Source organism: Microbacterium sp. NPDC079356 (assembly GCF_049545465.1).
Classification (GTDB): domain Bacteria; phylum Actinomycetota; class Actinomycetes; order Actinomycetales; family Microbacteriaceae; genus Microbacterium; species Microbacterium gawkjiense.
The window spans coordinates 676,828-698,219 of sequence record NZ_JBMWDN010000002.1 but is presented as its reverse complement, the minus strand read 5'-3'; the positions used below and the strand labels follow the sequence as shown (position 1 = coordinate 698,219).

18 protein-coding genes and 1 pseudogene are annotated in these 21,392 nt (G+C 71.4%); 13 read left to right on the top strand and 6 right to left on the bottom strand.

Annotation, left to right across the window (positions count from 1 at the left end; genetic code table 11):
• Nucleotides 1-12 precede the first annotated feature (12 nt).
• From ACPEH0_RS08075 to ACPEH0_RS08050, 6 genes are all read left to right on the top strand, one after another.
• Nucleotides 13-1,200: a sensor histidine kinase gene (locus tag ACPEH0_RS08075; RefSeq protein ID WP_366213498.1), complete on the top strand. Its 1,188-nt coding sequence runs from the start codon at nt 13-15 to the stop codon at nt 1,198-1,200.
• The gene (locus ACPEH0_RS08070; protein ID WP_217529948.1) at nt 1,197-1,916 is read left to right on the top strand and encodes a LytR/AlgR family response regulator transcription factor; all 720 of its coding nucleotides are present in this window, start codon (nt 1,197-1,199) and stop codon (nt 1,914-1,916) included. The genes ACPEH0_RS08075 and ACPEH0_RS08070 overlap by 4 nt, the downstream gene beginning before the upstream one ends.
• Nucleotides 1,913-2,278 (top strand): hypothetical protein, encoded by a 366-nt coding sequence (locus ACPEH0_RS08065; protein WP_064003543.1) that lies wholly within the window; start codon nt 1,913-1,915, stop codon nt 2,276-2,278. Before ACPEH0_RS08070 ends, ACPEH0_RS08065 begins: the two co-directional genes overlap by 4 nt.
• Entirely contained in the window at nt 2,275-3,732 is a 1,458-nt protein-coding gene (locus ACPEH0_RS08060) for a cation acetate symporter (protein WP_366213500.1), read from the top strand. The genes ACPEH0_RS08065 and ACPEH0_RS08060 overlap by 4 nt, the downstream gene beginning before the upstream one ends.
• A 240-nt stretch (nt 3,733-3,972) precedes the next feature.
• On the top strand, nt 3,973-5,151 hold the full coding sequence (locus ACPEH0_RS08055; RefSeq protein WP_366213501.1) for a glycoside hydrolase family 3 N-terminal domain-containing protein: 1,179 nt from the start codon (nt 3,973-3,975) through the stop codon (nt 5,149-5,151).
• Between the two features lie 117 nt (nt 5,152-5,268).
• Nucleotides 5,269-7,767 (top strand): DEAD/DEAH box helicase, encoded by a 2,499-nt coding sequence (locus ACPEH0_RS08050; protein WP_366213502.1) that lies wholly within the window; start codon nt 5,269-5,271, stop codon nt 7,765-7,767.
• On the opposite strand, the gene ACPEH0_RS08045 is transcribed toward ACPEH0_RS08050, so the two are convergent.
• The gene (locus ACPEH0_RS08045) at nt 7,764-8,306 is read right to left on the bottom strand and encodes a pyridoxine/pyridoxamine 5'-phosphate oxidase (RefSeq protein ID WP_366213503.1); all 543 of its coding nucleotides are present in this window, start codon (nt 8,304-8,306) and stop codon (nt 7,764-7,766) included. The genes ACPEH0_RS08050 and ACPEH0_RS08045 overlap by 4 nt on opposite strands.
• Before the next feature lie 56 nt (nt 8,307-8,362).
• Between ACPEH0_RS08045 and ACPEH0_RS08040 the strand changes: the two genes are divergently transcribed.
• Together ACPEH0_RS08040 and ACPEH0_RS08035 are read left to right on the top strand one after the other, a co-directional pair.
• Entirely contained in the window at nt 8,363-8,905 is a 543-nt protein-coding gene (locus ACPEH0_RS08040) for a DUF1697 domain-containing protein (RefSeq protein ID WP_366213504.1), read from the top strand.
• The gene (locus ACPEH0_RS08035; RefSeq protein ID WP_366213505.1) at nt 8,902-9,141 is read left to right on the top strand and encodes a hypothetical protein; all 240 of its coding nucleotides are present in this window, start codon (nt 8,902-8,904) and stop codon (nt 9,139-9,141) included. The genes ACPEH0_RS08040 and ACPEH0_RS08035 overlap by 4 nt, the downstream gene beginning before the upstream one ends.
• A 7-nt stretch (nt 9,142-9,148) precedes the next feature.
• Here the strand turns inward: ACPEH0_RS08035 and ACPEH0_RS08030 are convergent, their stop codons facing one another.
• Complete coding sequence (locus ACPEH0_RS08030; protein WP_366213506.1) at nt 9,149-10,390, bottom strand: HNH endonuclease signature motif containing protein; 1,242 nt, start codon at nt 10,388-10,390, stop codon at nt 9,149-9,151.
• Between the two features lie 143 nt (nt 10,391-10,533).
• Entirely contained in the window at nt 10,534-10,992 is a 459-nt protein-coding gene (locus tag ACPEH0_RS08025; RefSeq protein ID WP_366213508.1) for a GNAT family N-acetyltransferase, read from the bottom strand.
• A 190-nt stretch (nt 10,993-11,182) separates the two neighbouring features.
• Here ACPEH0_RS08025 and recQ point away from each other — a divergent pair, with 190 nt between their 5' ends.
• Nucleotides 11,183-13,240, top strand: a complete 2,058-nt coding sequence (gene recQ, locus ACPEH0_RS08020; RefSeq protein ID WP_366213509.1) for a DNA helicase RecQ — start codon at nt 11,183-11,185, stop codon at nt 13,238-13,240.
• Between the two features lie 15 nt (nt 13,241-13,255).
• Here recQ and ACPEH0_RS08015 read toward each other — a convergent pair whose 3' ends face one another.
• Nucleotides 13,256-13,699: a MarR family winged helix-turn-helix transcriptional regulator gene (locus tag ACPEH0_RS08015; RefSeq protein ID WP_217529932.1), complete on the bottom strand. Its 444-nt coding sequence runs from the start codon at nt 13,697-13,699 to the stop codon at nt 13,256-13,258.
• Nucleotides 13,700-13,759: 60 nt separating this feature from the next.
• On the opposite strand from ACPEH0_RS08015, the gene ACPEH0_RS08010 reads away from it, so the two are divergent.
• Both ACPEH0_RS08010 and ACPEH0_RS08005 read left to right on the top strand, forming a co-directional pair.
• The gene (locus ACPEH0_RS08010) at nt 13,760-14,128 is read left to right on the top strand and encodes a VOC family protein (RefSeq protein WP_217529929.1); all 369 of its coding nucleotides are present in this window, start codon (nt 13,760-13,762) and stop codon (nt 14,126-14,128) included.
• Nucleotides 14,129-14,237: 109 nt separating this feature from the next.
• Nucleotides 14,238-14,969: pseudogene (locus ACPEH0_RS08005) on the top strand (ABC transporter substrate-binding protein); the annotation flags it as partial.
• 91 nt (nt 14,970-15,060) lie between these two features.
• On the opposite strand, the gene ACPEH0_RS08000 reads toward ACPEH0_RS08005, so the two are convergent.
• Both ACPEH0_RS08000 and ACPEH0_RS07995 read right to left on the bottom strand, forming a co-directional pair.
• The gene (locus ACPEH0_RS08000; RefSeq protein WP_366213510.1) at nt 15,061-17,199 is read right to left on the bottom strand and encodes an alpha-galactosidase; all 2,139 of its coding nucleotides are present in this window, start codon (nt 17,197-17,199) and stop codon (nt 15,061-15,063) included.
• A gap of 12 nt (nt 17,200-17,211) precedes the next feature.
• Entirely contained in the window at nt 17,212-18,471 is a 1,260-nt protein-coding gene (locus tag ACPEH0_RS07995) for a GNAT family N-acetyltransferase (protein ID WP_366213511.1), read from the bottom strand.
• 196 nt (nt 18,472-18,667) lie between these two features.
• On the opposite strand from ACPEH0_RS07995, the gene ACPEH0_RS07990 reads away from it, so the two are divergent.
• The gene (locus tag ACPEH0_RS07990; RefSeq protein WP_363379324.1) at nt 18,668-20,773 is read left to right on the top strand and encodes an acyl-CoA dehydrogenase; all 2,106 of its coding nucleotides are present in this window, start codon (nt 18,668-18,670) and stop codon (nt 20,771-20,773) included.
• Nucleotides 20,774-20,803: 30 nt separating this feature from the next.
• Complete coding sequence (locus tag ACPEH0_RS07985; protein WP_217529921.1) at nt 20,804-21,373, top strand: DNA-3-methyladenine glycosylase I; 570 nt, start codon at nt 20,804-20,806, stop codon at nt 21,371-21,373.
• The last annotated feature ends 19 nt before the right edge of the window (nt 21,374-21,392 follow it).

Sequence of the window (21,392 nt, the reverse complement as noted above, 5' to 3'; positions counted from 1 at the left end):
TAGGCTCGTCGCATGACCGATGCCGTCGTCCTCGCCGCCCTGCTCGGCGTGGTCGGCGGCATCGTGCTGTCGGCCGTACTGCTGCTCGCGCGACGCTACGCGCGCGGCGCGGGCGGGCTCGGCAGCGAGGCGGAGGAGGCCACCTACCGCGCACTGCACCAGGCGAGCCTCGCCGCGCCCCACCTGCGCGGCGGGCTCGACACCCCCGACGTCGCCCGCGCGGCGAAGCACCTGCGGGCCGTACTCGGCAGCCGCGCCGTCGTGCTCGTCGTCGGCGACGTGATCGTCGCGCGCGACGGTCAGACCGAGGGATTGGATGCCGCGGCCCGCCGCATCGCGGCGCAGGTGACCGAGACGGGCAAGCGCCGCATCTTCCCCCGCGCCGACGGCGGCGACGGGCTCGAGGCGGTCGGAGCGCCGATCCGCGTGGACGGGCGGGTCTCGGGCGTGCTCGTCGCCTTCGCCGCGCCCGTCCGGGCGGCGCTCGTGCGCGCGGCGGGGGAGGTGGCGGACTGGTGCGCGGCGCAGGCCACGCTCGGTGAGCTCGACGCCTCGCGGGCGGCGCTCGCCGAGGCCGAGCTGCGCTCGCTCCGCGCCCAGATCTCGCCGCACTTCATCTACAACGCGCTGACCGCGATCGCCTCGTTCATCTCCACCGACCCGCCGCGCGCCCGCGAACTGGTGCTCGAGTTCGCCGACTTCACGCGGTACTCGTTCCGGCGCCAGGGGGAGTTCACGACGCTCGCCGAGGAGCTGCGCAGCATCCACTCCTACCTCGAACTCGAGCACGCGCGCTTCGGCGGACGGCTGTCGGTGACGCTGCGGATCTCGCCCGAGACGCTCGCCACCGTCATCCCGTTCCTGTCGGTGCAGCCCCTCGTCGAGAACGCCGTCCGACACGGGCTCGAGCCGGGCGAGGGCGGCGGCACGATCCTGATCGCGTCGGAGGATGCCGCGACCCACACCGAGATCACCGTCGAGGACGACGGTGCGGGCATGGATCCCGACGAGCTGCACGCGCTGCTCACGAGCGCCGCCGACGGTCGCAACGTCGGCCTGCGCAACGTCGACACGCGGCTGCGCCAGCTGTACGGCGCCGAGGGCGGACTCGTCGTCGAGACGGCGCCGGGCGCCGGTACCCTCGTGCGCATGCGGATCCCGAAGTCGCAGCCGCACCACCTCACCCGGGAAGAGGCATGAGCGCCGTGATCGACGTCCTCGTCGCGGACGACGAGAAGCCGGCGCTCGACGAACTGGCCTTCCTGCTGCGCGCCGACGACCGGATCGGCGAGGTGCTGACGGCGTCGTCGGGCGCCGAGGCGCTGCGACTGCTCACCGAGCGGCCGGTCGCCGCCGCGTTCCTCGACATCCACATGCCGGGGCTGTCGGGACTCGAGCTCGCGACGGCCCTCCGCGGGCTCGCGTCCCCGCCGGCGGTCGTGTTCGTCACCGCCGACGACGCGCACGCCGTCGACGCGTTCGAACTGCAGGCGCTCGACTATCTGCTCAAGCCCGTCCGGGTCGAGCGGCTGCGTCGCGCCGTCGACCGCATCACCGAGAGCGATCTCCCCGCTGAGAGCGACGAGGTGCTGCCCGTGACCGTCGGCTCGGCGGTGCGGTTCGTGCACCGCCGCGACGTCCGCTGGGTGCGGGCCGAGGGCGACTACACGCGCCTCCACACCGACGCCGCCTCCGGGCATCTCGTCCGCATCCCGATCTCCGAGCTCGAGACGAGGTGGGCGGATGCCGGTTTCGTCCGCATCCATCGCTCGTTCCTCGTGCGGGCGGCATCCGTCACCGAGGTCCGGCTCGCGGGTGCCGAACCGACGGTCTGGGTCGACGGGACCGCGCTGCCGGTGAGCCGGCGGCTGCTGCCCGCCGTCCGCGAGGCGCTCGTCGGGCGGACGGGGTCGTGACCCGCGAGCGGGTGCGCGTCACCGCGGGGTCGGGGCGGCCCGGAGCGCCCACGCGCGGCATCGCGCTGCCGGGCGCGCCCGTCGACGACGCCGAGGCGGCGTACGCACGCGCCCTGCGGCGCTCGCAGCTGCGGCTCGCGCTCGGGACGCTGCTCGGGTTCGTGACGGTGACCGTCGCGCTGCTGCTGGCCATCACCCTCATCCCCGAACTGGACGAGATCGTCGTGCTGGGGGTGCCGCTGTCGTGGCTGCTGCACGCCTTCGGGTTCTACCCCGTGATCGCGGGTTTCGCAGTCCTCTACCTGCGCGGGGCGAACCGCAACGAGCGCCGCTGGCGCGCGCTCCGCGACGAGGGCGCATGAACGCGGCGCTCGACCTGCTCGCCGTCGCGGCCGTCGTGAGCGCGACCGTCCTGATCGGGGCCTACGGGCTGCGGGTCTCGCGCACGACGAGCGACTTCTTCGTGGCATCCCGCACCGTCCGGCCCGTGTGGAACGCGTCGGCGATCAGCGGCGAGTACCTCTCGGCGGGGACGTTCCTCGGGCTCTCGGGGCTCGTGCTGCTGAGCGGGGCGGAGGGGTTCTGGTTCCCGATCGGGTACGCGGCGGGGTACCTGCTCGTGCTGCTGTTCGTGGCGGCCCCGCTGCGGCGGAGCGGCGCGTACACGATCCCCGACTTCATCGAGGCGCGGCTGGACTCGCGCCTCGCACGGCGGGTGACGAGCGCCGCCTGCCTGCTCATCGGGTGGCTGTACATCGTGCCGCAGCTGCACGGGGCGGGGATCACGCTGCAGGTCGTCGCCGACATCCCGCCGTGGGTCGGCGCCGTGCTCGTCGCGGTGCTCGTCGCCGCCGCGGCGGCGGCCGGGGGGATGCGGGCGATCACCTACGTGCAGGCGTTCCAGTACTGGCTGAAGCTGACCGCGCTGCTCGTGCCGGCCGTGCTCATCGTCTTCGCCGTGAACGGCGGGGCGCGCGAGATCGACCCCCTCGTGGTCTTTCCCGCCGAGGCGGGACCCGCGGGGATCGACGCGTATGCCGCCGGGTCGCTGCTGCTCGCGCTCCTGCTCGGCACGATGGGCCTGCCGCACGTGCTGGTGCGGTTCTACACGAGCCCGACGGGTGGGTCGGCGCGGCGGACGACCGTGCTCGTCATCGTCATGGTCAGCGTCTTCTACGCCGTCTCGAGCGTCATCGGGCTGCTCGCGCGGGTGGTCGCGCCCGAGCTCGCGCAGCCGGGTGTGGCCGACACGGTCGCGCTCGTGCTGCCCGCGCGGGTGTTCCCGGGCGTGGTGGGGGAGCTGCTGACGGCGCTCGTGGTCGCCGGCGCGTTCGCCGCGTTCCTCGCGACCTCGGCCGGGCTCACCGTCTCGCTCGCGGGGGTCATCAGCCAGGACGTGTTCTCGGGCTCGGTTCGCTCGTTCCGTCTGTCGGCCGTCGTCGTCGCCGTCGTGCCGCTCGCGATCGCCCTGCTCACGGCGCCGGCCGGGCTGGTCGCCTCGGTCGGAGTCGTGTTCGTGTTCGCGGCATCCGCTCTGTCTCCCGTGCTGCTGCTGTCGATCTGGTGGTCGCGGCTGACGGCGCGCGGCGCCGTGGCGGGCATGGTGACCGGCGGCGTCGCGTGCGCCGTCGCGTTCGCCGTGCACGCCGCCGTCGGCGGGATCGGGCTCGCGGCGCCGCTGCTCGCGCAACCGGCGGCCTGGACCATCCCGCTCGCGACGGCCGTCACGATCGTCGTGTCGCTCACCGACCGCGCCGGCGCGCCCGTGCGGGCGGGCACCTACCTCGCCCGGCTGCACACCCCCGGCCGCGGCTGAGCGGGCCGCGGGCCGTTCTCCGGAGATTCTGCGGGGTCAGGGCTGCCGACGCGCTGGATGCCCCATTTTCTCCGGAGAACGGCTCGCCGCGGTTTCCGTCTCCGCGTCGGCCCCCGGCCCCGCAGATCCGCCGGAACCGGGGTCGTGCGGGCTGACGCCGCCCCTGCGGGCTGCTCACGGAACAACCATGCGATCGCTCCGACCGGCCACGTCCCGGTTGGGGGAGAGCAGAATGTGCGCATGCGTCGGTCTCTGAGGTGGTCCCTCCTCGGTGCGGCCGTGGTCGTGTCTCTGCTCAGCGGGTGCGCCGCGTCACCGTCTCCGTCGTCGTCGCCGTCCGCGGCCGCCACGCCGTCCGCGTCCGCGAGCCCCACGCCGACCCCGTCCGCAACCCCGTCCCCCGACCCGGTCGCCGCCCTCACGCTCGAACAGCGCGTCGGCCAGCTCTTCATGGTCGGCACGAACGCGACGACGGCATCGCCGGCGACCCTCGCCGCCGTCGCCGACCGCCATGCGGGCGGGATCTTCCTCAGCGGCCGGTCGCGCGCCGGAGTCGCCGCCACCGCGGACGTCGTCGCGAGGTTCACCGCGCTCGGCCACCCCGACGGCGCGCCGCTGTGGGTCGCGACGGATCAGGAGGGCGGCGAGGTGCAGGTGCTGCAGGGTCCCGGGTTCGACGCGATGCCCTACGGCATCCGTCAGGCCGACCTCAGCGACGCGCAGCTGCGCGCATCCGCCGAGGAATGGGGCCGCGAGCTCGCCGCCGCGGGCGTCAACCTCGATCTCGCCCCCGTCGCCGACATCGTCACGAGCGAGGCGACCCGCTTCGACAACCCGCCCATCGGCGGGTACGGCCGGCAGTACGGTTACGACGCTGAAACGGTGGCGGCGAAGGCGGGTGCGTTCGCCGAGGGGATGCGGGATGCCGGCATCCTGCCCACCTTCAAGCACTTCCCGGGCCTCGGCCACGTCACGGCGAACACCGACACCGCGGCGGATGTCGTCGACACGACGGTGACCCCGGACGGTCCCGACGTCGACGTGTACCGGCCGCTGACCGAGGCGGGGCCGAGCGCCGTCATGGTCTCGTCGGCGATCTACGACCGCATCGACGGATCGGCGCCGGCGGTCTTCTCGCCCACGGTGGTGAGCGTCCTGCGCGACGAGGTCGGGTTCGACGGCGTGCTGTTCTCGGACGACCTGTCGGCTGCCGTGGCGGTGTCGGCGTGGTCGCCGGCCGAGCGCGCCGTCGAAGCGATCTCGGCGGGTGTCGACGTGGTGCTCGTGTCGGCGAAACCGTCGGTCTTCCCCGCCATGTACGACGCCGTGCTGGTGAAGGCGCAGAGCGACCCGCAATTCGCGGCGCAGGTGGATGCCGCGGCCGCGCGGGTGCTCGCCGCGAAGGCCGACATGCCCTGACCCGTCGCGTGCCGGATGCAGGGTGAAACGCCCGGTCGCGCCCGATCGGCGGCCGTCGGAGTCGATCCGACCTGCACCGGGCACACCGTCCCGGCGCCCGTGAGGCAGACTCGAGGGATGACCTCGACGCTCCGGGACCGCATCCCCGTCGGGTCGACCCCCGACGCGGTGTACGAGGGTTTCCTCGAATGGACGATCGAGCGCGGCATCGAGCTGTACCCCGCTCAGGACGAGGCGGTCCTCGAACTCGCGTCCGGGTCGCACGTGATCCTCGCGACGCCGACCGGTACGGGCAAGTCGCTCGTCGCGGTCGCGGCACACGCGGCATCCCTCGCCCGCGGCGGCCGCACGTTCTACACGGCTCCGATCAAGGCCCTCGTCAGCGAGAAGTTCTTCGCCCTCGTCGACATCTTCGGACCGGATGCCGTGGGCATGGTCACGGGCGATTCGTCGGTGAACCCCGACGCGCCGATCATCTGCTGCACGGCCGAGATCCTGGCGAACGTCGCGCTTCGCCTGGGTCCCGAGGCCGAGATCGACCAGGTGGTGATGGACGAGTTCCATTACTACGGCGATCCCGACCGCGGGTGGGCGTGGCAGGTGCCGCTGCTGCTCCTGCCGAACGCGCAGTTCCTGCTGATGTCGGCGACGCTCGGCGACGTGTCGGCGATCTCGGCCGACCTCGAGCGGCGCACGGGTCGACCGGTCGCGCACATCGCCGGCGCGGAGCGCCCGGTGCCGCTCGACTTCTCGTACGCGCGTCGCCCCGTGCACGAAGTCCTCGAGGGGCTGCTCGAGAACGGCGAGGCCCCGGTCTACATCGTGCACTTCTCGCAGGCCGCCGCCCTCGAGCGCGCGCAGGCGCTGTCGAGCGTGAAGATCACGACGCGCGAGCAGCGCGACGCGATCGCCGAGACGATCGGCGGCTTCCGCTTCACAACCGGGTTCGGCAAGACGCTGTCGCGGCTCGTCCGCGCGGGCATCGGGGTGCATCACGCCGGGATGCTGCCGCGCTACCGGCGGCTCGTCGAGACGCTCGCGCAGCGCGGGCTGCTCCGCGTCATCTGCGGCACCGACACGCTCGGCGTCGGCATCAACGTGCCGATCCGGACGGTGATGATCACGGCGCTGTCGAAGTACGACGGCACGAAGATGCGGCAGCTGTCGGCGCGCGAGTTCCACCAGATCGCGGGCCGCGCGGGTCGGGCCGGGTTCGACACCCACGGCAGCGTCGTCGTGATGGCGCCCGAGTGGGAGATCGAGAACGCCGTCGCGCTCGCGAAGGCGGGCGACGATGCGGCGAAACGCAAGAAGATCGTGCGCAAGAAGGCGCCGACGGGGGTCGTCAACTGGGGCGAGGGGTCGTTCGAGCGTCTGGTGGCGGCCGAACCCGAGCCGCTGTCGCCGCAGTTGAAGCTGACCTCGGCGATGCTCATCAACGTGATCGGTCGCGGCGGCGACGTGTTCGCGAACGTGCGGTCACTCGTTTTCGACAACCACGAGCCGCGCGCGCGGAAGTACGAGCTGGCCCGCCGGGCGATTGCGTTGTTCCGGACCCTCGTGGCGGCGGACGTCGTCGTGGCGGATGGCGACGGCATCCGTCTCACCGTCGATCTGCAGCCGAACTTCGCGCTCAACCAGCCGCTCTCGCCGTTCGCCCTTGCCGCGATCGACCTGCTGTCGCCGGAGGACGGCGAGACAGGGACGGGGCATTACGCGCTCGACGTGGTGAGCGTGATCGAGGCGACGCTCGACGATCCGCGCGCGATCCTGTCGCAGCAGGAGTACAAGGCGCGCGGCGAGGCGGTCGCGGCGATGAAGCGCGACGGCATCGAGTACGACGAGCGCATGGAGCTGCTCGAGGCGGTGACGTGGCCGAAGCCCCTCGCGGAGCTGCTGGCGCAGGCGTACGAGACGTTCGCGTCGAGTCAGCCGTGGGTGCGCGACTTCGAGTTGTCGCCGAAGTCGGTCGTGCGCGACATGTTCGAGCGGGCCATGTCGTTCGGCGAGTTCGTCTCGTTCTACCAGTTGGGGCGCAGCGAGGGGCTGGTGCTGCGGTACCTGTCCGATGCCTATCGGGCGATCCGACAGACGGTGCCGGCGGAGGCGCGCACCGACGACCTGCTCGACCTGATCGAGTGGCTCGGCGAGCTGGTGCGGCAGGTCGATTCGAGCCTCGTCGACGAGTGGAACGCGCTCGTGAACCCGGCGGACGACCCCGAGGCTCCCGTCGTGCCGCCTGCACCCCCGTCGGTGCTGACGAACCGTCGAGCGTTCGTGGTGCTGGTGCGCAACGAGATGTTCCGCCGGGTGCAGTTGGCCGCGCTGCAGGACGATGATGCGCTGGTCGAGTTGGATCCGGATGCCGCCTGGCCCGACGTCCTCGACCGGTACTTCGACGATCACGACGAGATCCTCACGGGCGGGGCGGCCCGCAGCCCGGCGTTGTGCGTCATCGACGAGTCGTCGGCGTCCGAAGGGGTGTGGCGGGTGGAGCAGATCATCGACGACCCGGCGGGCGACCACGATTGGCGGATCCGCGCGGAGGTCGACCTCGAGGCATCCGTCGAAGAGGGCGCTGCGGTCGTGCGGGTGACCGAGGTCGTGCGGCTCTAGAGCTCGCGGATCCAATCCTCGCCGTCGCGTGTGAAGACGATGCGGGTGTGACGTCGGTCGGGGGAGCCCTGCCAGAACTCGATGCGCTCGGGGATGAGGCGCCAGAGCACCCAGTCGCCGGGTGCGAGGAGCGCACCGGCCGGACTGCCGGCGATGTCGGCCGCGCTCTCGTCGGGTGCGGCCTCGCGCACGGCGCCGCGGACGCGCACGGCGCGCATGACGGGCTGCCACCAGAGGTTCAGCGCGGCGGCGGGGTTCTCGGCGAGCTGCGCGCCTTTGGCCGACGAGCGCGGACCGGCGAACTGCCAGCCGTCCGCATCGACCCCTTTGAGGATGAGGGTGCGCGCGTCGGGGCGACCACCGGCATCCGCTGTGGCGAGGGTCATCGCGCGCGGTTCGGCGACACCGGCGTCGGCGGCGTGGCGGATCCACGTCTCGAACAGGGTGACGGGGTCTGACGGCAGGTCGGAGAGCTCGAGAGGTGGGGGCGATCCGATGAGGGAAGGTTGGGCGCGGAGCCACCGCGTGAGCTCGTTCATGCTCCCATCCTGCTCCCGGCTGTCGTGATGTCGGCGCGGGCGGGCAGACTGACCTCGTGGCGATCTACCTGGCATTCCTGCGCGCGATCAACCTGGGGGCGAAGCGGGTGTTCCCGAAGGACGACATCCGGCGCGTCGTCGAGAGTGTCGGGTTCGAGGATGTCGCGACACACATCAACACGGGGAACGTGCGCTTCGAGTCGCGAATGCGGTCGCGCCAGCGGATCGAGCGGACATTGGAGGCGGCCTTCGCCGCGAATCGCGGGTTCAAGGTGCCGACCGTCGTGTTCTCGACCGCGGAGTTCCGCGAGGTCGCTCGACAGACGCGTGAGCTGGATGATGCGAACCCCGGGCTCGCGCGCCACTACGTCTATCTGCTGAAGGACGAGTTCACGGAGGCCCAGATCGCGGCCATCGAGGGTCGTGCGGACGAGCGCGGTCGGATGGTGGTGCGGGGGCGCGCGGCGCACGCGCTGCTGCAGCCCGGGTACCAGGACGGTGCGGTCGATCCGCTGGGCGCCGCGTCGTTGCTGGGGGTCGCGACGAACCGCAACGCGAACGTCATCGGGACGCTCGCCGAGAAGTGGTGCGGTGCGTGAGCACCGTGATCCGCGAGCCGGTCGCGGCGGATGCCGAGGCGATCGCTGCGCTGCACGTCGCGACGTGGCAGAGCCTGTTCGACGCCGTCATCCCCGCGGGGCCGGCGGTCCTGTGGGTCGCGAAGGAGAATCCCCGCGCGATCGCGTTCTATCGCCGGAGCGGTTTCGCCTTCGACGGTGCGGAGCAGACGGATCCCGGCACACCGGGCATCGTCGAGGCGCGGATGGTGCGGTGAGGCATCGCTAGAACGGTGGTGGTCCGGGTGGGTCGACGGTGAATTGCGGGATGCGGCGTTCGGGCCTCACGAGGTAGACCCGGCCTGCGGGTGAGGTCCATTCGAGTGCGCCGCCGGGTTTGGCTTCAACCTGCCAGTCGGAGTGGTGTTTGAGGGTGTGGTGGCCGCGGCACAGCGGTGCGAGGTTGTCGGCGGCGGTGGTCCCGCCGTGGTGCCAGTCGACGGTGTGGTCGAGGTCGCACCGGTCGGCGGGGATCCCGCAGCCGGGTGCCATGCACCGGGCGGCCCGCCAGGTGACGAGCCGTCGGAGGTCGGCGGGTGGCCGGTAGGTGTCGCGCCCGATGGAGAGGACGACACCGGTTTCGGGGTGGGTGAGCACCCGCATCCACCCGGTTGCCGCTCCGCACAGCTCCCGCGCCTTATCGAGGGGGATCGGACCGACACCGTCGACCTGGGCGGCCGGGCCGTCGCCGGTGAGGAGCGTCAGGGCGGGGACGGTGACCGCCACCGTCGGCCGGATCCCGCGCGCGGTCTCGGGGAGCGCGTCGGTTTCGCCGTCGAGGAGGAGGTCCCCGAACACGTCCGCGCGTTTCTGATCCAGGGTGCGCTCGTCGTCGGCGGAGTCGAGGGTCTTCGCGATGGCGGTGAGCCTGCCGGCGATCGCGTGTGCTTCGACTGCGGGCAGGTGCGCGGTCAGCCACGCCATCCCATCCACGCCCGCATCGACACGCACGTGCCGGTGCGCGACGGCCGCGGCGTGCTGTTCGGCGAGGGTCGCTTCCTGCTCCCGGTCGACGATCCGTTTCATTGCACGCCGGAACGGACCCGTCGGGAGCTCTTCCGCGAGCGACAGAACCTCCGCAACCAGCCCCGCGGTGACGTCGTCGAGCTGATCCAAACCGTCGACGATGATCGTCGCGTGGGTGTCGGTGATGTCCGCACGGCTCATCGCCTCCCACACCTGCGGGTACCGACGCATCAGCGAGTGCCCCACACCCATCAACCTGCCCGCGGCGTGCTCGGTGATCCGCAACGCGGCGGCGACCTCGAGCCGCACCGACCGTTCCACGAACGCGACCGGTTCCTCCCGACGGCGCGCGTCGGCGATCGCGTCATCCCACAACTCGACGATGCACGCGTACCGCTGCGCGGCGTGGATGGTCGCCATATCCGCGCTCAGCACCACCCAGTCCAGGGTCGTCGGGATCCCCTCCGGGACCTCATCGCGACGATCGGCTGAACTGGACATAGTCCCAGACTAGGAGGGGGTTCCGACACCGCTTTCGGCTGCCGCCCGGCATCCGCCCCGCCGCTCGTCGAGACGTCGCAGATGGTCGCCTTCGGCGCCGCCGACCGACCATCTGAGACGCCTCGGCGCAGCACCCGACCGACTCACGCCCCGCCGAGCACCCGCGTCCACGCGACCTCGCGCGTGATCTGCCCGGTCGCGACGAATGCCCGCACCTGATGCGTGTCGGCCAGGACGCGCGCGAGCTCCGACAGGTCCGCACCGACGAAGCCCAGCGATTGCCAGAACGCGCCCGACCGGCGGCTGAACAACCACGCCGTCGCCGCGCCCTCGTCCGCGGCGCGGTCGAGCGCGAAACCGGCCAATTCCCTTCCGCGCCCGCGGGTGCGCGACGCCGCCGCGACCGCGACGCTCCGGACAAGCGCGTGCGTGCCGTCGCCGCTCAGCTCGTACCCGGTGCTCCCGACGATCCGCCCCGAGTCGTCGCGCTCGACCCACAGCCGCACCGACGGCTCGTCCAGCCCGGTCACCGTCAGGTCGACCTCGCGCAGGAACACCTCGACCTCACCGGCATCCGCCGCCGTGCACCTGCTCAGTTCCATCCCCGCTCCTCCCCGTTCCCGCGCCGCGCCCCCTGCGCCGAGACTGCAGGAGCGCGTCGAGACTGCGTTCGCGCGCCGCATCCTCGTCGCCCGGGTGCAGTCTCGCGAATCGGTCTCCCCATCCTCGCAAGCGTGCCGAGACCCTCCACACCCGAAGACCGTGTCGGATGCCGCGGCTAGGGTTGACCGGGTGAGTGACGGCGGATGGCAGAACGACCCCTACGCCGATCTCGTGTGGGATCCCGACGACGTTCCGCCACCGGACGACTTCGACTCGCCGCCTCCGCCTGATCCGCGGTTCGACGACTACGCCGCGTCCGTCGCCCGCGCGACGCGCGCCGAACCGGCACGCCCCCAGCCCGCGCGAACCCAGCCCGCACGCCCCGCCGCACCCCCGGCATCCGTCCTGCGTCTCGAGCGGCGCGACCACGTCGGCGATGACCCGGTCAAGGTCCTGACCGAGGTCTTCGGCTACACGGCCTTCCGCGGCGACCAGGGCGACATCGTCTCGCACGTCATCGCCGGCGGCGACGCGGTCGTCCTCATGCCGACCGGCGGCGGCAAGTCGATCACGTACCAGGTGCCCGCGCTCGTCCGCCCCGGCACGGGCCTCGTCGTCAGCCCCCTCATCGCGCTCATGCACGACCAGGTCGACGCGCTCATCGCCAACGGTGTGCGTGCGGCGTTCCTGAACTCGACGCAGACCCCGGCCGAGCGCGCGGGCGTCGAGCAGGCGCTCCTCGACGGCGAACTCGACCTCATCTACGTCGCACCCGAGCGGCTGTCGGTCCCCGCGACGACCGCGCTCCTGCAGCGCGCGCAGCTCAGCGTCATCGCGATCGACGAAGCCCACTGCGTGTCGCAGTGGGGCCACGACTTCCGCCCCGACTACCTCGCGCTCGGCGACCTGGCCGAGCGATTCCCCGGCGTTCCGCGCATGGCGCTCACCGCGACCGCGACCCGTGCGACGCACACCGAGCTCACCGAGCGCCTGCACCTGCAGGGCGCACGGCATTTCGTCGCGAGCTTCGACCGCCCGAACATCCAGTACCGCATCGAGCCCAAGGTCGACATGCGTCGCCAGCTCGCGCAGTTCGTCCGCTCGCAGCCCGAGGGCGCCGCCGGCATCGTCTACGCGCTCAGCCGCAAATCGGTCGAGCAGACGGCCGAGTACCTGCGCACACAGGGCGTCGACGCCCTGGCGTACCACGCGGGATTGGATGCCGCGATCCGCGCCCGGCACCAGTCGAGGTTCCTCCGCGAAGACGGTGTCGTCATGGTCGCCACGATCGCGTTCGGCATGGGCATCGACAAGCCCGACGTCCGTTTCGTCGCCCACATCGACCTGCCGAAGTCCGTCGAGGGCTACTACCAGGAGACCGGCCGCGCCGGCCGCGACGGCGAGCCCGCGGTCGCGTGGATGGCGTACGGTCTCGGCGACGTCGTGCAGCAGCGGCGCCTCATCGACCAGTCGCCCGGCGACCGCACCTACAAGATGCGCATGGGGCAGCACCTCGACGCGATGCTCGCCCTCTGCGAGACCGTCTCCTGCCGGCGCCAGAACCTGCTGAACTACTTCGGCCAGTCCTCGGATGCCTGTGGCAACTGCGACACCTGCCTCACCCAGCCCGATACGTGGGACGGCCTCATCGCGTCGCAGAAGCTCCTGTCGACGATCGTCCGCCTGCAGCGGGAGCGCAACCAGGCGTTCGGCGCCGGGCACCTCATCGACATCCTCCGCGGCGCCTCGACCGAGCGCATCCGCCAGCAGGGCCACGACAAGCTCTCGACGTACGGGATCGGGAACGATCTGTCCGAGCAGGACTGGCGTTCGGTCGTCCGCCAGCTGCTGGCCCGCGGCATCCTCGTCGCGCAGGGTGAGTACGGGGTGCTGACGGTCGGCGAGACCGGGGCCGCCGTGCTGCGCGGTGAGGAGCCGGTGCCGTTGCGGCGCGACGTCCTCGGCCGCACCGGTGGGGGAGCGACCCGCGCGAAGAAGTCGTCGACGGCCGACTCGTTGCCTGAGGGCGACCGCGACCTGTTCGAGGCGCTCCGGGCCTGGCGCGCCGAGCAGGCCCGCGAGCAGGGCGTCTCCGCGTACATCGTGTTCGGCGACGCGACGCTCCGCGCCCTCGCCGAGCAGCGCCCGCGCTCGGTCGGCGACCTCGACGGCATCACCGGCATCGGCGCCAAGAAGCGCGAGGCCTACGGCGAGGCCGTCGTCGCCGTCATCGCCGCGAACGCCTGAGCCGCGAACGCCTGATCAGCCGTCGCGGAGGGCGCGCGTCATCCGGGTCAGCAGCTCGAACGCCTGGCGACGCTCCGGCGCGGACAGCTCGGCGAGCATCCGGTCCTCGACCGTCTTGACCGCGGCACTCGCCTGCGCGCGCTGCCGCCGCCCGGCATCCGTCAACGTCACCGGCAGCGCCCGCCCCTCGGACGCGGTCGTCGCGCGGGTCACCCAGCCTTCGCGCTCGAGGGACTGCAGCAGCACGTTCATGCTCTGCCGCGTGACGAAGGCTCCCCGCGCGAGCTCGGAGTTCGAGAGACCGGGTCGCTGCGCCAGCAGCTCCAGGCAGGAGTACGACGTGACGGTCATCCCGAGCGGCCGGAGCACCTCCTCCATCGCGATCCGCAGCGCGCTCGAGGCCTCCTTGAGCAGATAGCCGAGCGATGTGGGGAGGTCGATCTCTTCCGACTGGACCATGTCAGAAGTCTGACATACAGTGGTCGGTGTCAGAAAACTGACACAAAGAAGGGATGCCTCATGCCCACCATCGGACCCGATTTCGTCTCCCTGCAAGTCACCGACCTCGACGCCTCCCAGCGGTTCTACGAGCAGTACCTCGGACTCGTGCGCTCACCCGCCGGACCCCCGCACGCAGTGGTGTTCGACACCGCCCCGATCGCCTTCGCTCTCCGCGACCTCGTGCCCGGAACCGACCTTGCGGCGGCCGAGCATCCCGGAGTCGGAGCTGCCATCTGGATGCGAGCCACCGACGTGCAGGCGATCCACGACACCCTCGTCGCCGACGGCCAGACGATCGTCGCCGCGCCGATCGAGGGCCCGTTCGGCCGCACGTTCACCTTCGCCGACCCGGACGGCTACCGGATCACCCTCCACGACAAGGCATGATCCCCATGTGACGTAACACTCTTACCTCCCGTGACCACGCGGCGTGCGGCCGCGGAGCGCGCGTGCTCGGATGAGGCCTGCACCCGTCCTCATCCGTCCTGGAGTCCTCATGACCCGTCCCCTCCGCGCCGCCCTCGCCGCCGCAGTCGGCGCCGCGCTCGTCGCGGCGCTCGCCGGCTGCGCCGGCGCCGCCACCGCACCCACCTCGAACGCCGGAGCGGGCGAACCGTAGACCGGTGGCACCCTGACCTACCTCGAACCGCAGACCTGGAACACCCTGTACCCGGGGTCGGGCGGTTTCTACCCGAACGGCGGTGTCATCAACAACATCACCGACCGCCTGCTCTACCAGGACCCCGAGACCCTCGAGCTCGAGCCGTGGATCGCCGCCGAGCTGCCCGAGGTGAACGCGGATGCCACCGAGTACACGTTCACGCTCCGCGATGACGTCACCTACTCCGACGGCACGCCGCTCGATGCCGAGAACGTCGCGAAGAACTTCGACCTGCTCGGCCTCGGCGACCCAGACCGGAAGTTCACCGTCTCGGAGCAGGTGACCAACTACGAGAGCAGCGAGGTCCTCGACGAGCACACGGTGCGCTTCCACTTCAGCGCCCCCGCACCCGGCTTCGCGCAGGCGACCTCGGCGATCAACGCGGGCCTCCTCTCCGACGAGACGCTCGACCGCACGAGCGAGGAGTTCGGCCCGGGCAACGCGACCGAGATCATCGGCAGCGGCCCCTTCGTCGTCGCGTCCGAGGAGATCGGCACGAAGATCAGCCTGACGGCGCGCGACGACTACGACTGGGCACCCCCGTCGCAGCGTCGCCGGGCGCACGCTCTGCCAGTCGAACGTGCCGATGCAGACGACGATCATGACGGCGACGAGGGCGGCCGAGTTCCTCGACCAGCTCGAACGGATCTGACGGACCTCAGACCGCGGTGACCTCGACGACGACGGCCTGCTGCGGGTTCTGCACCGGCGGTCGCAGACCGACGACGGCGAGCTGACGCCCGGTCAGCACGGTGTCGTGGTGCGCCCATTCGAGCGGGGACTGCGCGGGGGTCTGCACGATCCCGCCGGGGGTGACGATCTCGATCCGGTAGGTGCGGTCGGGGTCGAGTCCCGGGAACCGCACGCGCCCCGCCGGCGAGGAGATGAGCGTCTGGGTCTGGGTGATGGTGAAGAAGGCGGATGCCTGGTCGTCGGCGACGACGCCGCGGACGTCGAGTCCGGGGTCGGCGACGTCCGCGTTGACGAGGCGGCCGGTCGCGACGAGGGGGCGGACCCGTTTGGCGAGCGTCACCCACGCGCCGACGGCCGCGGCATCCGTTTCGGTGAGGGTCGTGACGTCCCATTCGATGCCGAAGTGGCCGAACAGGGCGACTGCTCCGCTGAGGGTGAGGGAGACGGTGCGGCCGGTGGAGTGCACGTGCGGGGTGGTCAGGTGCATTCCCATCATCTCGGGCGGGACGACGAGGGCCGTGTACCGCTGGTTCTCGAGGCGTTCGATCGGGTCGAGGCAGTCGCTGGTCCAGATCCGGTCGGTGCGGTCGAGGATGCCGAGGTCGACGCGGGCGCCGCCGGAGGCGCAGCTCTCGATCTCCAGGCCCGGGTGGGCGGCTTTGAGTTCGTCGATGAGGCGGTACACGGCGAGGGTCTGTGCATGCACCTTCGCGGCTCCGCCGGGCCCGGCGGCCGCGTCGACGAGGTCGCGGTTGTGATCCCACTTCACGTACGCGATCGGGTACGCGGTGAGGATGTCGCTGATCACCCGGAACATGTACGCGTACGCGTCGGGGTGGGCCAGGTTCAGCACCTGCTGCTGCCGCGCCGACGGGGGCAGGTCGGTGCGGCCGCGGAGGATCCAGTCGGGGTGGGAGCGGGCGAGGTCGCTGTCGGGGTTGACCATCTCGGGTTCGAACCACAGCCCGAACTCCATCCCCTTCGCGACCACGTGATCGGCGATCGGGTGCAGCCCGTCGGGCCACACCGTCTCGTCCACGTACCAGTCGCCGAGCCCCGCCGTGTCGTCGCGGCGGTGCCGGAACCAGCCGTCGTCGAGCACGTACCGCTCCACACCCAGCTCCGCCGCCGCGTCGGCGAGGGCGATCAGCTTCGGCAGCCGGTGGTCGAAGTACACCGCCTCCCACGTGTTGAGCGTGATGGGACGGGGGCGGGTCGGATGCTGCGGCCGGGCACGCCACTCGTCGTGGAACCGCGCGGCGAGCTCGTCGAGGCCGTCGCCCCACGACCCGAGCAGTTCGGGCGAGGAGATCTCCTCACCCGGCGCGAGACGGATCTCACCCGGCAGATACAGCTCACCGGCACCGAGGAACGACTCTCCCGTGGGCGTCCGCTCGGCGAACATGCGGGAGTTCCCGCTCCACGCCAGATGCACCCCGTGGGCGCGTCCGCGTTCGAAACCGAACCCGGCGACACCGGCCGCGAGCAGCAGGGTGGCGTCGGCACCGGGGCGGCCGCGCCGGGACTCGCGCAGGTGCGTCCCGAAGGTCAGCTCGTGACGTTGGGCGGACCGCTCGCGCAGGTGACGACCCGTCGTGTCGAGGATCTCCGTCGCCTCCCACGGCAGCGGGAGCGTCACGTGCAGGGCCTGCACCGTGTAGTGGCCGTCGCCGTCGTTCCGCAGGGTCGTCCGGGCGCGCACGAGGCCCGAGGGCGTCACACGCAGTTCGTAGCGCGCCGACAGGACGGCCTCGCTGTCGGCGAGTTCCACCTCGAGCGCGTCGCCCGAGGTGCGCGTCTCGACGACGGTGAACAGCGCGCTGACGCCCGCGCCGTCGCGGTGGCCTTCGAGAGCGGGCGTGCCCGCCCACCCCGACGCCGCGGTCGCGACGACACCGAGCCGCACCGTGTGGTCGAGCCCGCCCGAGATGCGCTGCAGGCGGGATGCGGTGGCCAGCGAGACGAGCGTCTCGCGCGGCGCATCGCCCAGGTCATCGCCCCAGTGGACGATCGCGGGGACCGCTCCGGGCTGCAGGTCGACGACGACGCTGGTGCCGCCGGAGCGGAGGTGGACGACGGTCTCGTCAACGGAAAGGACGCGCATGCTCCCAGTGTGTCAGGACTCTGGGAACGTGCACACACGTTCGATGCGCATCACGTGCGGAAGAGCTCCGCCATCGCGCGGTCCGTCCCGTCGCGGCAGCTCGTAGAGGTCGAGCATGAGCTGCACCGGGTAGTCGATCCGCTGGGCGACCGTCTTCACCCACTGACCGTCGACGAAGAACCGCAGCCGATCGGGAGACCAGTCGACGGCGTACTCGTGCAGCGTGGTGAGGTCGCCGTCGATGCGGATCCTCTCGACGTCGTCGCGCAGCCGCGGGTCATGGTGGGCCTTGACGCCGACCCCGACCCATCCGCCGGTGTCGTCCACCTCCGATCCGAAGATCTCGGCGATGCAGATCTCCCCGGATTCCTGGGGCGAGTCCTCGAACCCGATCGGCCAGAACGCGACCATCGCGTCCGGATGCCGCACCGCGGCGAGGCGTGCCGCGATCACCCCGAAGCGGGGTAGCCACAGGCGCCGCTCCACCTGGGACTCGCGGACGACGAGCCCGTCGCGGAAGCGGTGCTGACCGGCATCCGATCCGACCTCGGCGGTGGCCTGCCCGGTCTGCAGGTGCGAGACGCGGACGTCACCGTCCCACTCCGGCGCCCACGGTTCGGTGTCCGCGTCGATGCGCAGCTCGAGGCCGCCGTCGACCCGGTACCGGGCCGCCGTCCGCGAGCGCGACGACCAATGCGGCAGGTAATGCGGCCACCACCGCTCCGCGTCGAGAGCGTCACCTGTGAAGCGCTCGTCGACATCGGGGGTACGTCCGGTCAGATCCAGCGGCGACATGTCGAGCACCCACCTCCGGAAGGTGAGGATGCCGCCGCGCCACGGCTCCGATCCGATGCCGCATTCCTCGAAGCCGGCTCGGGCGCACAGCGCGTTCGAGGGGGCGTTGTCGACGCCGGGATACGCGGTGAGGAGCGTTCGGGTGCCGTCACGACGCACCTCGGCGATCAGCAGGCGCAGCGCCGCGGTGGCAACGCCGCGCCCCTGGAAGCCGGGGAGGACGCTCCACCCGGTCTCGAAGGCGGGCGTGCCCTCCTCGTCGACGGGCCAGAATCCGATCGCACCGGCGGGCTCGCCGTCGACGTCGATGCGGTACATCGCTCCCGATCGATCGGACCACGTGCGCACGTACCGGTCGTGCCGGTCGTCAAGCTGCTCCTCGGTCTCGGGGCCGCCCAGATATGACGTCATGGCGGGTGTGTTCAAGAGCGTCAGCAGGCCGCGGTCGGCGGCATCCCATCGGGCGAGTGCGATCATCGAAGCCTCCGGGGCGAGTCTGCCAGGGCGCCCCGACATCGACCGGTGTAGGCGAAGCACAAGTCAGGCCGACGACGTCCCTCCTGCATCTTGTCTCAACCGGACAACGCCTTTGGTTCGCTGTTAGAGGACTCCTACCGTTGTCGTCGAACTTCCCTGTCCCGTCGCCGATCCGGCGTCCTCAGAAAGGCCAGTGATGACCGACACCGTCGTCCGCTCCTCCACCCCCGCCGCCGACAAGCGCACCCCCGCTGGCGGCGCTCCCACCGCGCCCCACACCGCCGACGAAGCGCACGAGCCCCGCATCGACATCGACGCCGTGGGCGCGATGCTCCGCGGCACCTGGGGAGACACACGCCTCACGGTGCGCGAGCTCATCAAGGACCCGGCCTACTGGCGCATCGACGGCCAGAGCGTCGCCGAGCACCGCGAGCGGGTCATGGATCAGGTGCGACTGCTGGCGAAGAACGGCGGCTCGACCCGCGCCCTGCCGAAGGAGTACGGCGGCGAGGAGGACAACGGTGCCAACCTGGCCGGGTTCGAGGAACTGGTGCTCGCGGACCCGAGCATGCAGATCAAGTCCGGCGTGCAGTGGGGGCTGTTCGGTTCGGCCGTGCTGCAGCTCGGCACGAAGGAGCACCACGACACCTGGATTCCGGCGATCCGCGACGCGGAGCTCCCCGGCGCCTTCGCCATGACCGAGATCGGCCACGGATCGGATGTCGCCGCGATCGGAACGACGGCGACCTACGACCCCGAGACCGAGGAGTTCGTCATCCACACGCCGTTCCGCGCGGCGTGGAAGGACTACCTGGGCAACGCCGCGAAGCACGGACAGGCGGCGACCGTCTTCGCACAGCTCATCACGAAGGGCGTGAACCACGGCGTGCACTGCTTCTTCGTGCCGATCCGCACGCCCGACGGCGAACTGCTCCCGGGCGTCCAGAGCGAGGACGACGGGGTCAAGGGCGGGCTCAACGGCATCGACAACGGCCGGCTCGCGTTCGACCACGTCCGCGTGCCGCGGACGAACCTCCTCAACCGCTACGGCGACGTCGCTCCCGACGGCACCTACTCGAGCCCCATCGAGAGCACGGGCCGCCGCTTCTTCACGATGCTCGGCGCCCTCGTCCAAGGCCGCGTCTCCCTCGACGGCGCCGCCACGATCGCCTCGTCGCTCGCGCTCTACATCGCCGTCACCTACGGCAACCAGCGCCGGCAGTTCGACTCCGGCGCCGGCACCGACGAGGTCGTCCTCCTCGACTACGGCAAGCACCAGCGCCGCCTCCTCCCGCTCCTCGCGCAGAACGTCGCCCAGTACTTCGCGCACGACGAACTGCTGCGCACCTTCGACGGCGTCTTCGGCGGCACGTCCGACACCCCCGCCGAGCGCGAGAACCTCGAGACCCTGGCGGCCGCGCTCAAGCCGCTCAGCACCTGGAACGCGCTGCAGACCATCCAGGAGGCGCGCGAGGCCTGCGGCGGGTCGGGCTTCATGGCCGAGAACCGTCTCGTGGGGCTGCGCTCCGACCTCGACGTCTACGTGACCTTCGAGGGTGACAACAACGTGCTGCTCCAGCTGGTCGGCAAGCGCCTGCTCGCGGACTTCGCGAAGCAGTTCAAGGGGGCGGATGCCGCGACCCTCGCGAAGTTCGCCGTCGGCCAGACGGCGGGCAAGGTCTTCCACGGCGCAGGGCTCCGCAGCCTCGGGCAGACGGTCGCCGACTTCGGCTCGACTGCACGCTCGGTCGAGCTGGGGCTCCGGGCCGAGCAACAGCACGAACTGCTCGCGGGACGCGTCGAGCAGATGGTCGCCGACATCGCCGGCGCGCTGCGCCCGGCATCCAAGCTCCCCGCGGCCGAGGCGGCGGCGCTGTTCAACACGCACCAGGCGGAGCTCATCGAAGCCGCGCGGGCGCACGGCGAGCTGCTGCAGTGGGAGGCGTTCTCGGATGCGGTGAAGGCCACCGAGGATGACGGCACGCGGCAGGTCCTCACCTGGTTGCGCGACCTCTTCGGTCTGCACCTCATCGAGAAGCACCTGGCCTGGCACCTCATCAACGGACGTCTGTCGACGCAGCGCGCCGCCGCGGTGTCGAAGTACATCGACCGCCTCTGCGCGCGGCTGCGTCCGCACGCGCAGGACCTCGTCGACGCGTTCGGATTCGCCCCCGAGCACGTGCGCGCACCGATCGCCTCCGGCATCGAGCGGCAGCGGCAGGACGAGGCGCGGGCGCACTACGCCGACCTCGCGGCTCGCGGTGAGGCGCCCGTGCCGGAGAAGTCGCTCAAGAAGAAGTGAGCGTCGGAGGCCGTCGGTAGCCTGGCACGCGTGGAACTGCGTGTCGGGCCCGACGGCCTCCTTCGTTGCGGCTGGGTCGGCGACGACGCCGAGTACCGCCGCTACCACGACGAGGAGTGGGGGCGGCCACTCCATGGCGACCGGGCCCTCTTCGAGAAGATGAGCCTCGAGGGGTTCCAGGCGGGGCTCTCGTGGATCACGATCCTCCGCAAGCGCCCGAGGTTCCGCGAGGTGTTCGCGGAGTTCGACCCGGTGACCGTCGCCGCGTTCGACGAGGCCGACGTCGACCGGCTCATGGCCGACGCGGGCATCATCCGCAATCGCGCGAAGATCCTCGCAACGATCGGCAACGCGCGGCTCGTCACAGAGATGGCCCCGGGCGAACTCGACGCGTTCATGTGGTCGTTTGCCCCGGCATCCCATCGGCGACCGGAGACCTTCGCCGAGGTCCCCGCCACGACGGCGGAGTCCGACGCGATGTCGAAGGCGCTGCGGAAGCGGGGGTTCCGCTTCGTGGGGTCGACGACGATGTACGCCCTCATGCAGTCGACGGGCATGGTCGACGACCACGTGAGCGGGTGTCACCGGGCCGGCGGCTGACCGCTTGCCCCCGGGGGTG

Coding starts and splice junctions, on each gene's coding strand:
- ACPEH0_RS08030 (WP_366213506.1), bottom strand. CDS start 10,390: ATGTCCAGTTCAGCCGATCGTCGCGATGAGGTCCCGGAGGGGATCCCG.
- ACPEH0_RS08075 (WP_366213498.1), top strand. CDS start 13: ATGACCGATGCCGTCGTCCTCGCCGCCCTGCTCGGCGTGGTCGGCGGC.
- ACPEH0_RS08015 (WP_217529932.1), bottom strand. CDS start 13,699: ATGGTCCAGTCGGAAGAGATCGACCTCCCCACATCGCTCGGCTATCTG.
- ACPEH0_RS08050 (WP_366213502.1), top strand. CDS start 5,269: ATGACCTCGACGCTCCGGGACCGCATCCCCGTCGGGTCGACCCCCGAC.
- ACPEH0_RS08025 (WP_366213508.1), bottom strand. CDS start 10,992: ATGGAACTGAGCAGGTGCACGGCGGCGGATGCCGGTGAGGTCGAGGTG.
- ACPEH0_RS08045 (WP_366213503.1), bottom strand. CDS start 8,306: ATGAACGAGCTCACGCGGTGGCTCCGCGCCCAACCTTCCCTCATCGGA.
- ACPEH0_RS08070 (WP_217529948.1), top strand. CDS start 1,197: ATGAGCGCCGTGATCGACGTCCTCGTCGCGGACGACGAGAAGCCGGCG.
- ACPEH0_RS08055 (WP_366213501.1), top strand. CDS start 3,973: ATGCGTCGGTCTCTGAGGTGGTCCCTCCTCGGTGCGGCCGTGGTCGTG.
- ACPEH0_RS08000 (WP_366213510.1), bottom strand. CDS start 17,199: ATGCGCGTCCTTTCCGTTGACGAGACCGTCGTCCACCTCCGCTCCGGC.
- ACPEH0_RS07995 (WP_366213511.1), bottom strand. CDS start 18,471: ATGATCGCACTCGCCCGATGGGATGCCGCCGACCGCGGCCTGCTGACG.
- ACPEH0_RS07990 (WP_363379324.1), top strand. CDS start 18,668: ATGACCGACACCGTCGTCCGCTCCTCCACCCCCGCCGCCGACAAGCGC.
- ACPEH0_RS08060 (WP_366213500.1), top strand. CDS start 2,275: ATGAACGCGGCGCTCGACCTGCTCGCCGTCGCGGCCGTCGTGAGCGCG.
- ACPEH0_RS08010 (WP_217529929.1), top strand. CDS start 13,760: ATGCCCACCATCGGACCCGATTTCGTCTCCCTGCAAGTCACCGACCTC.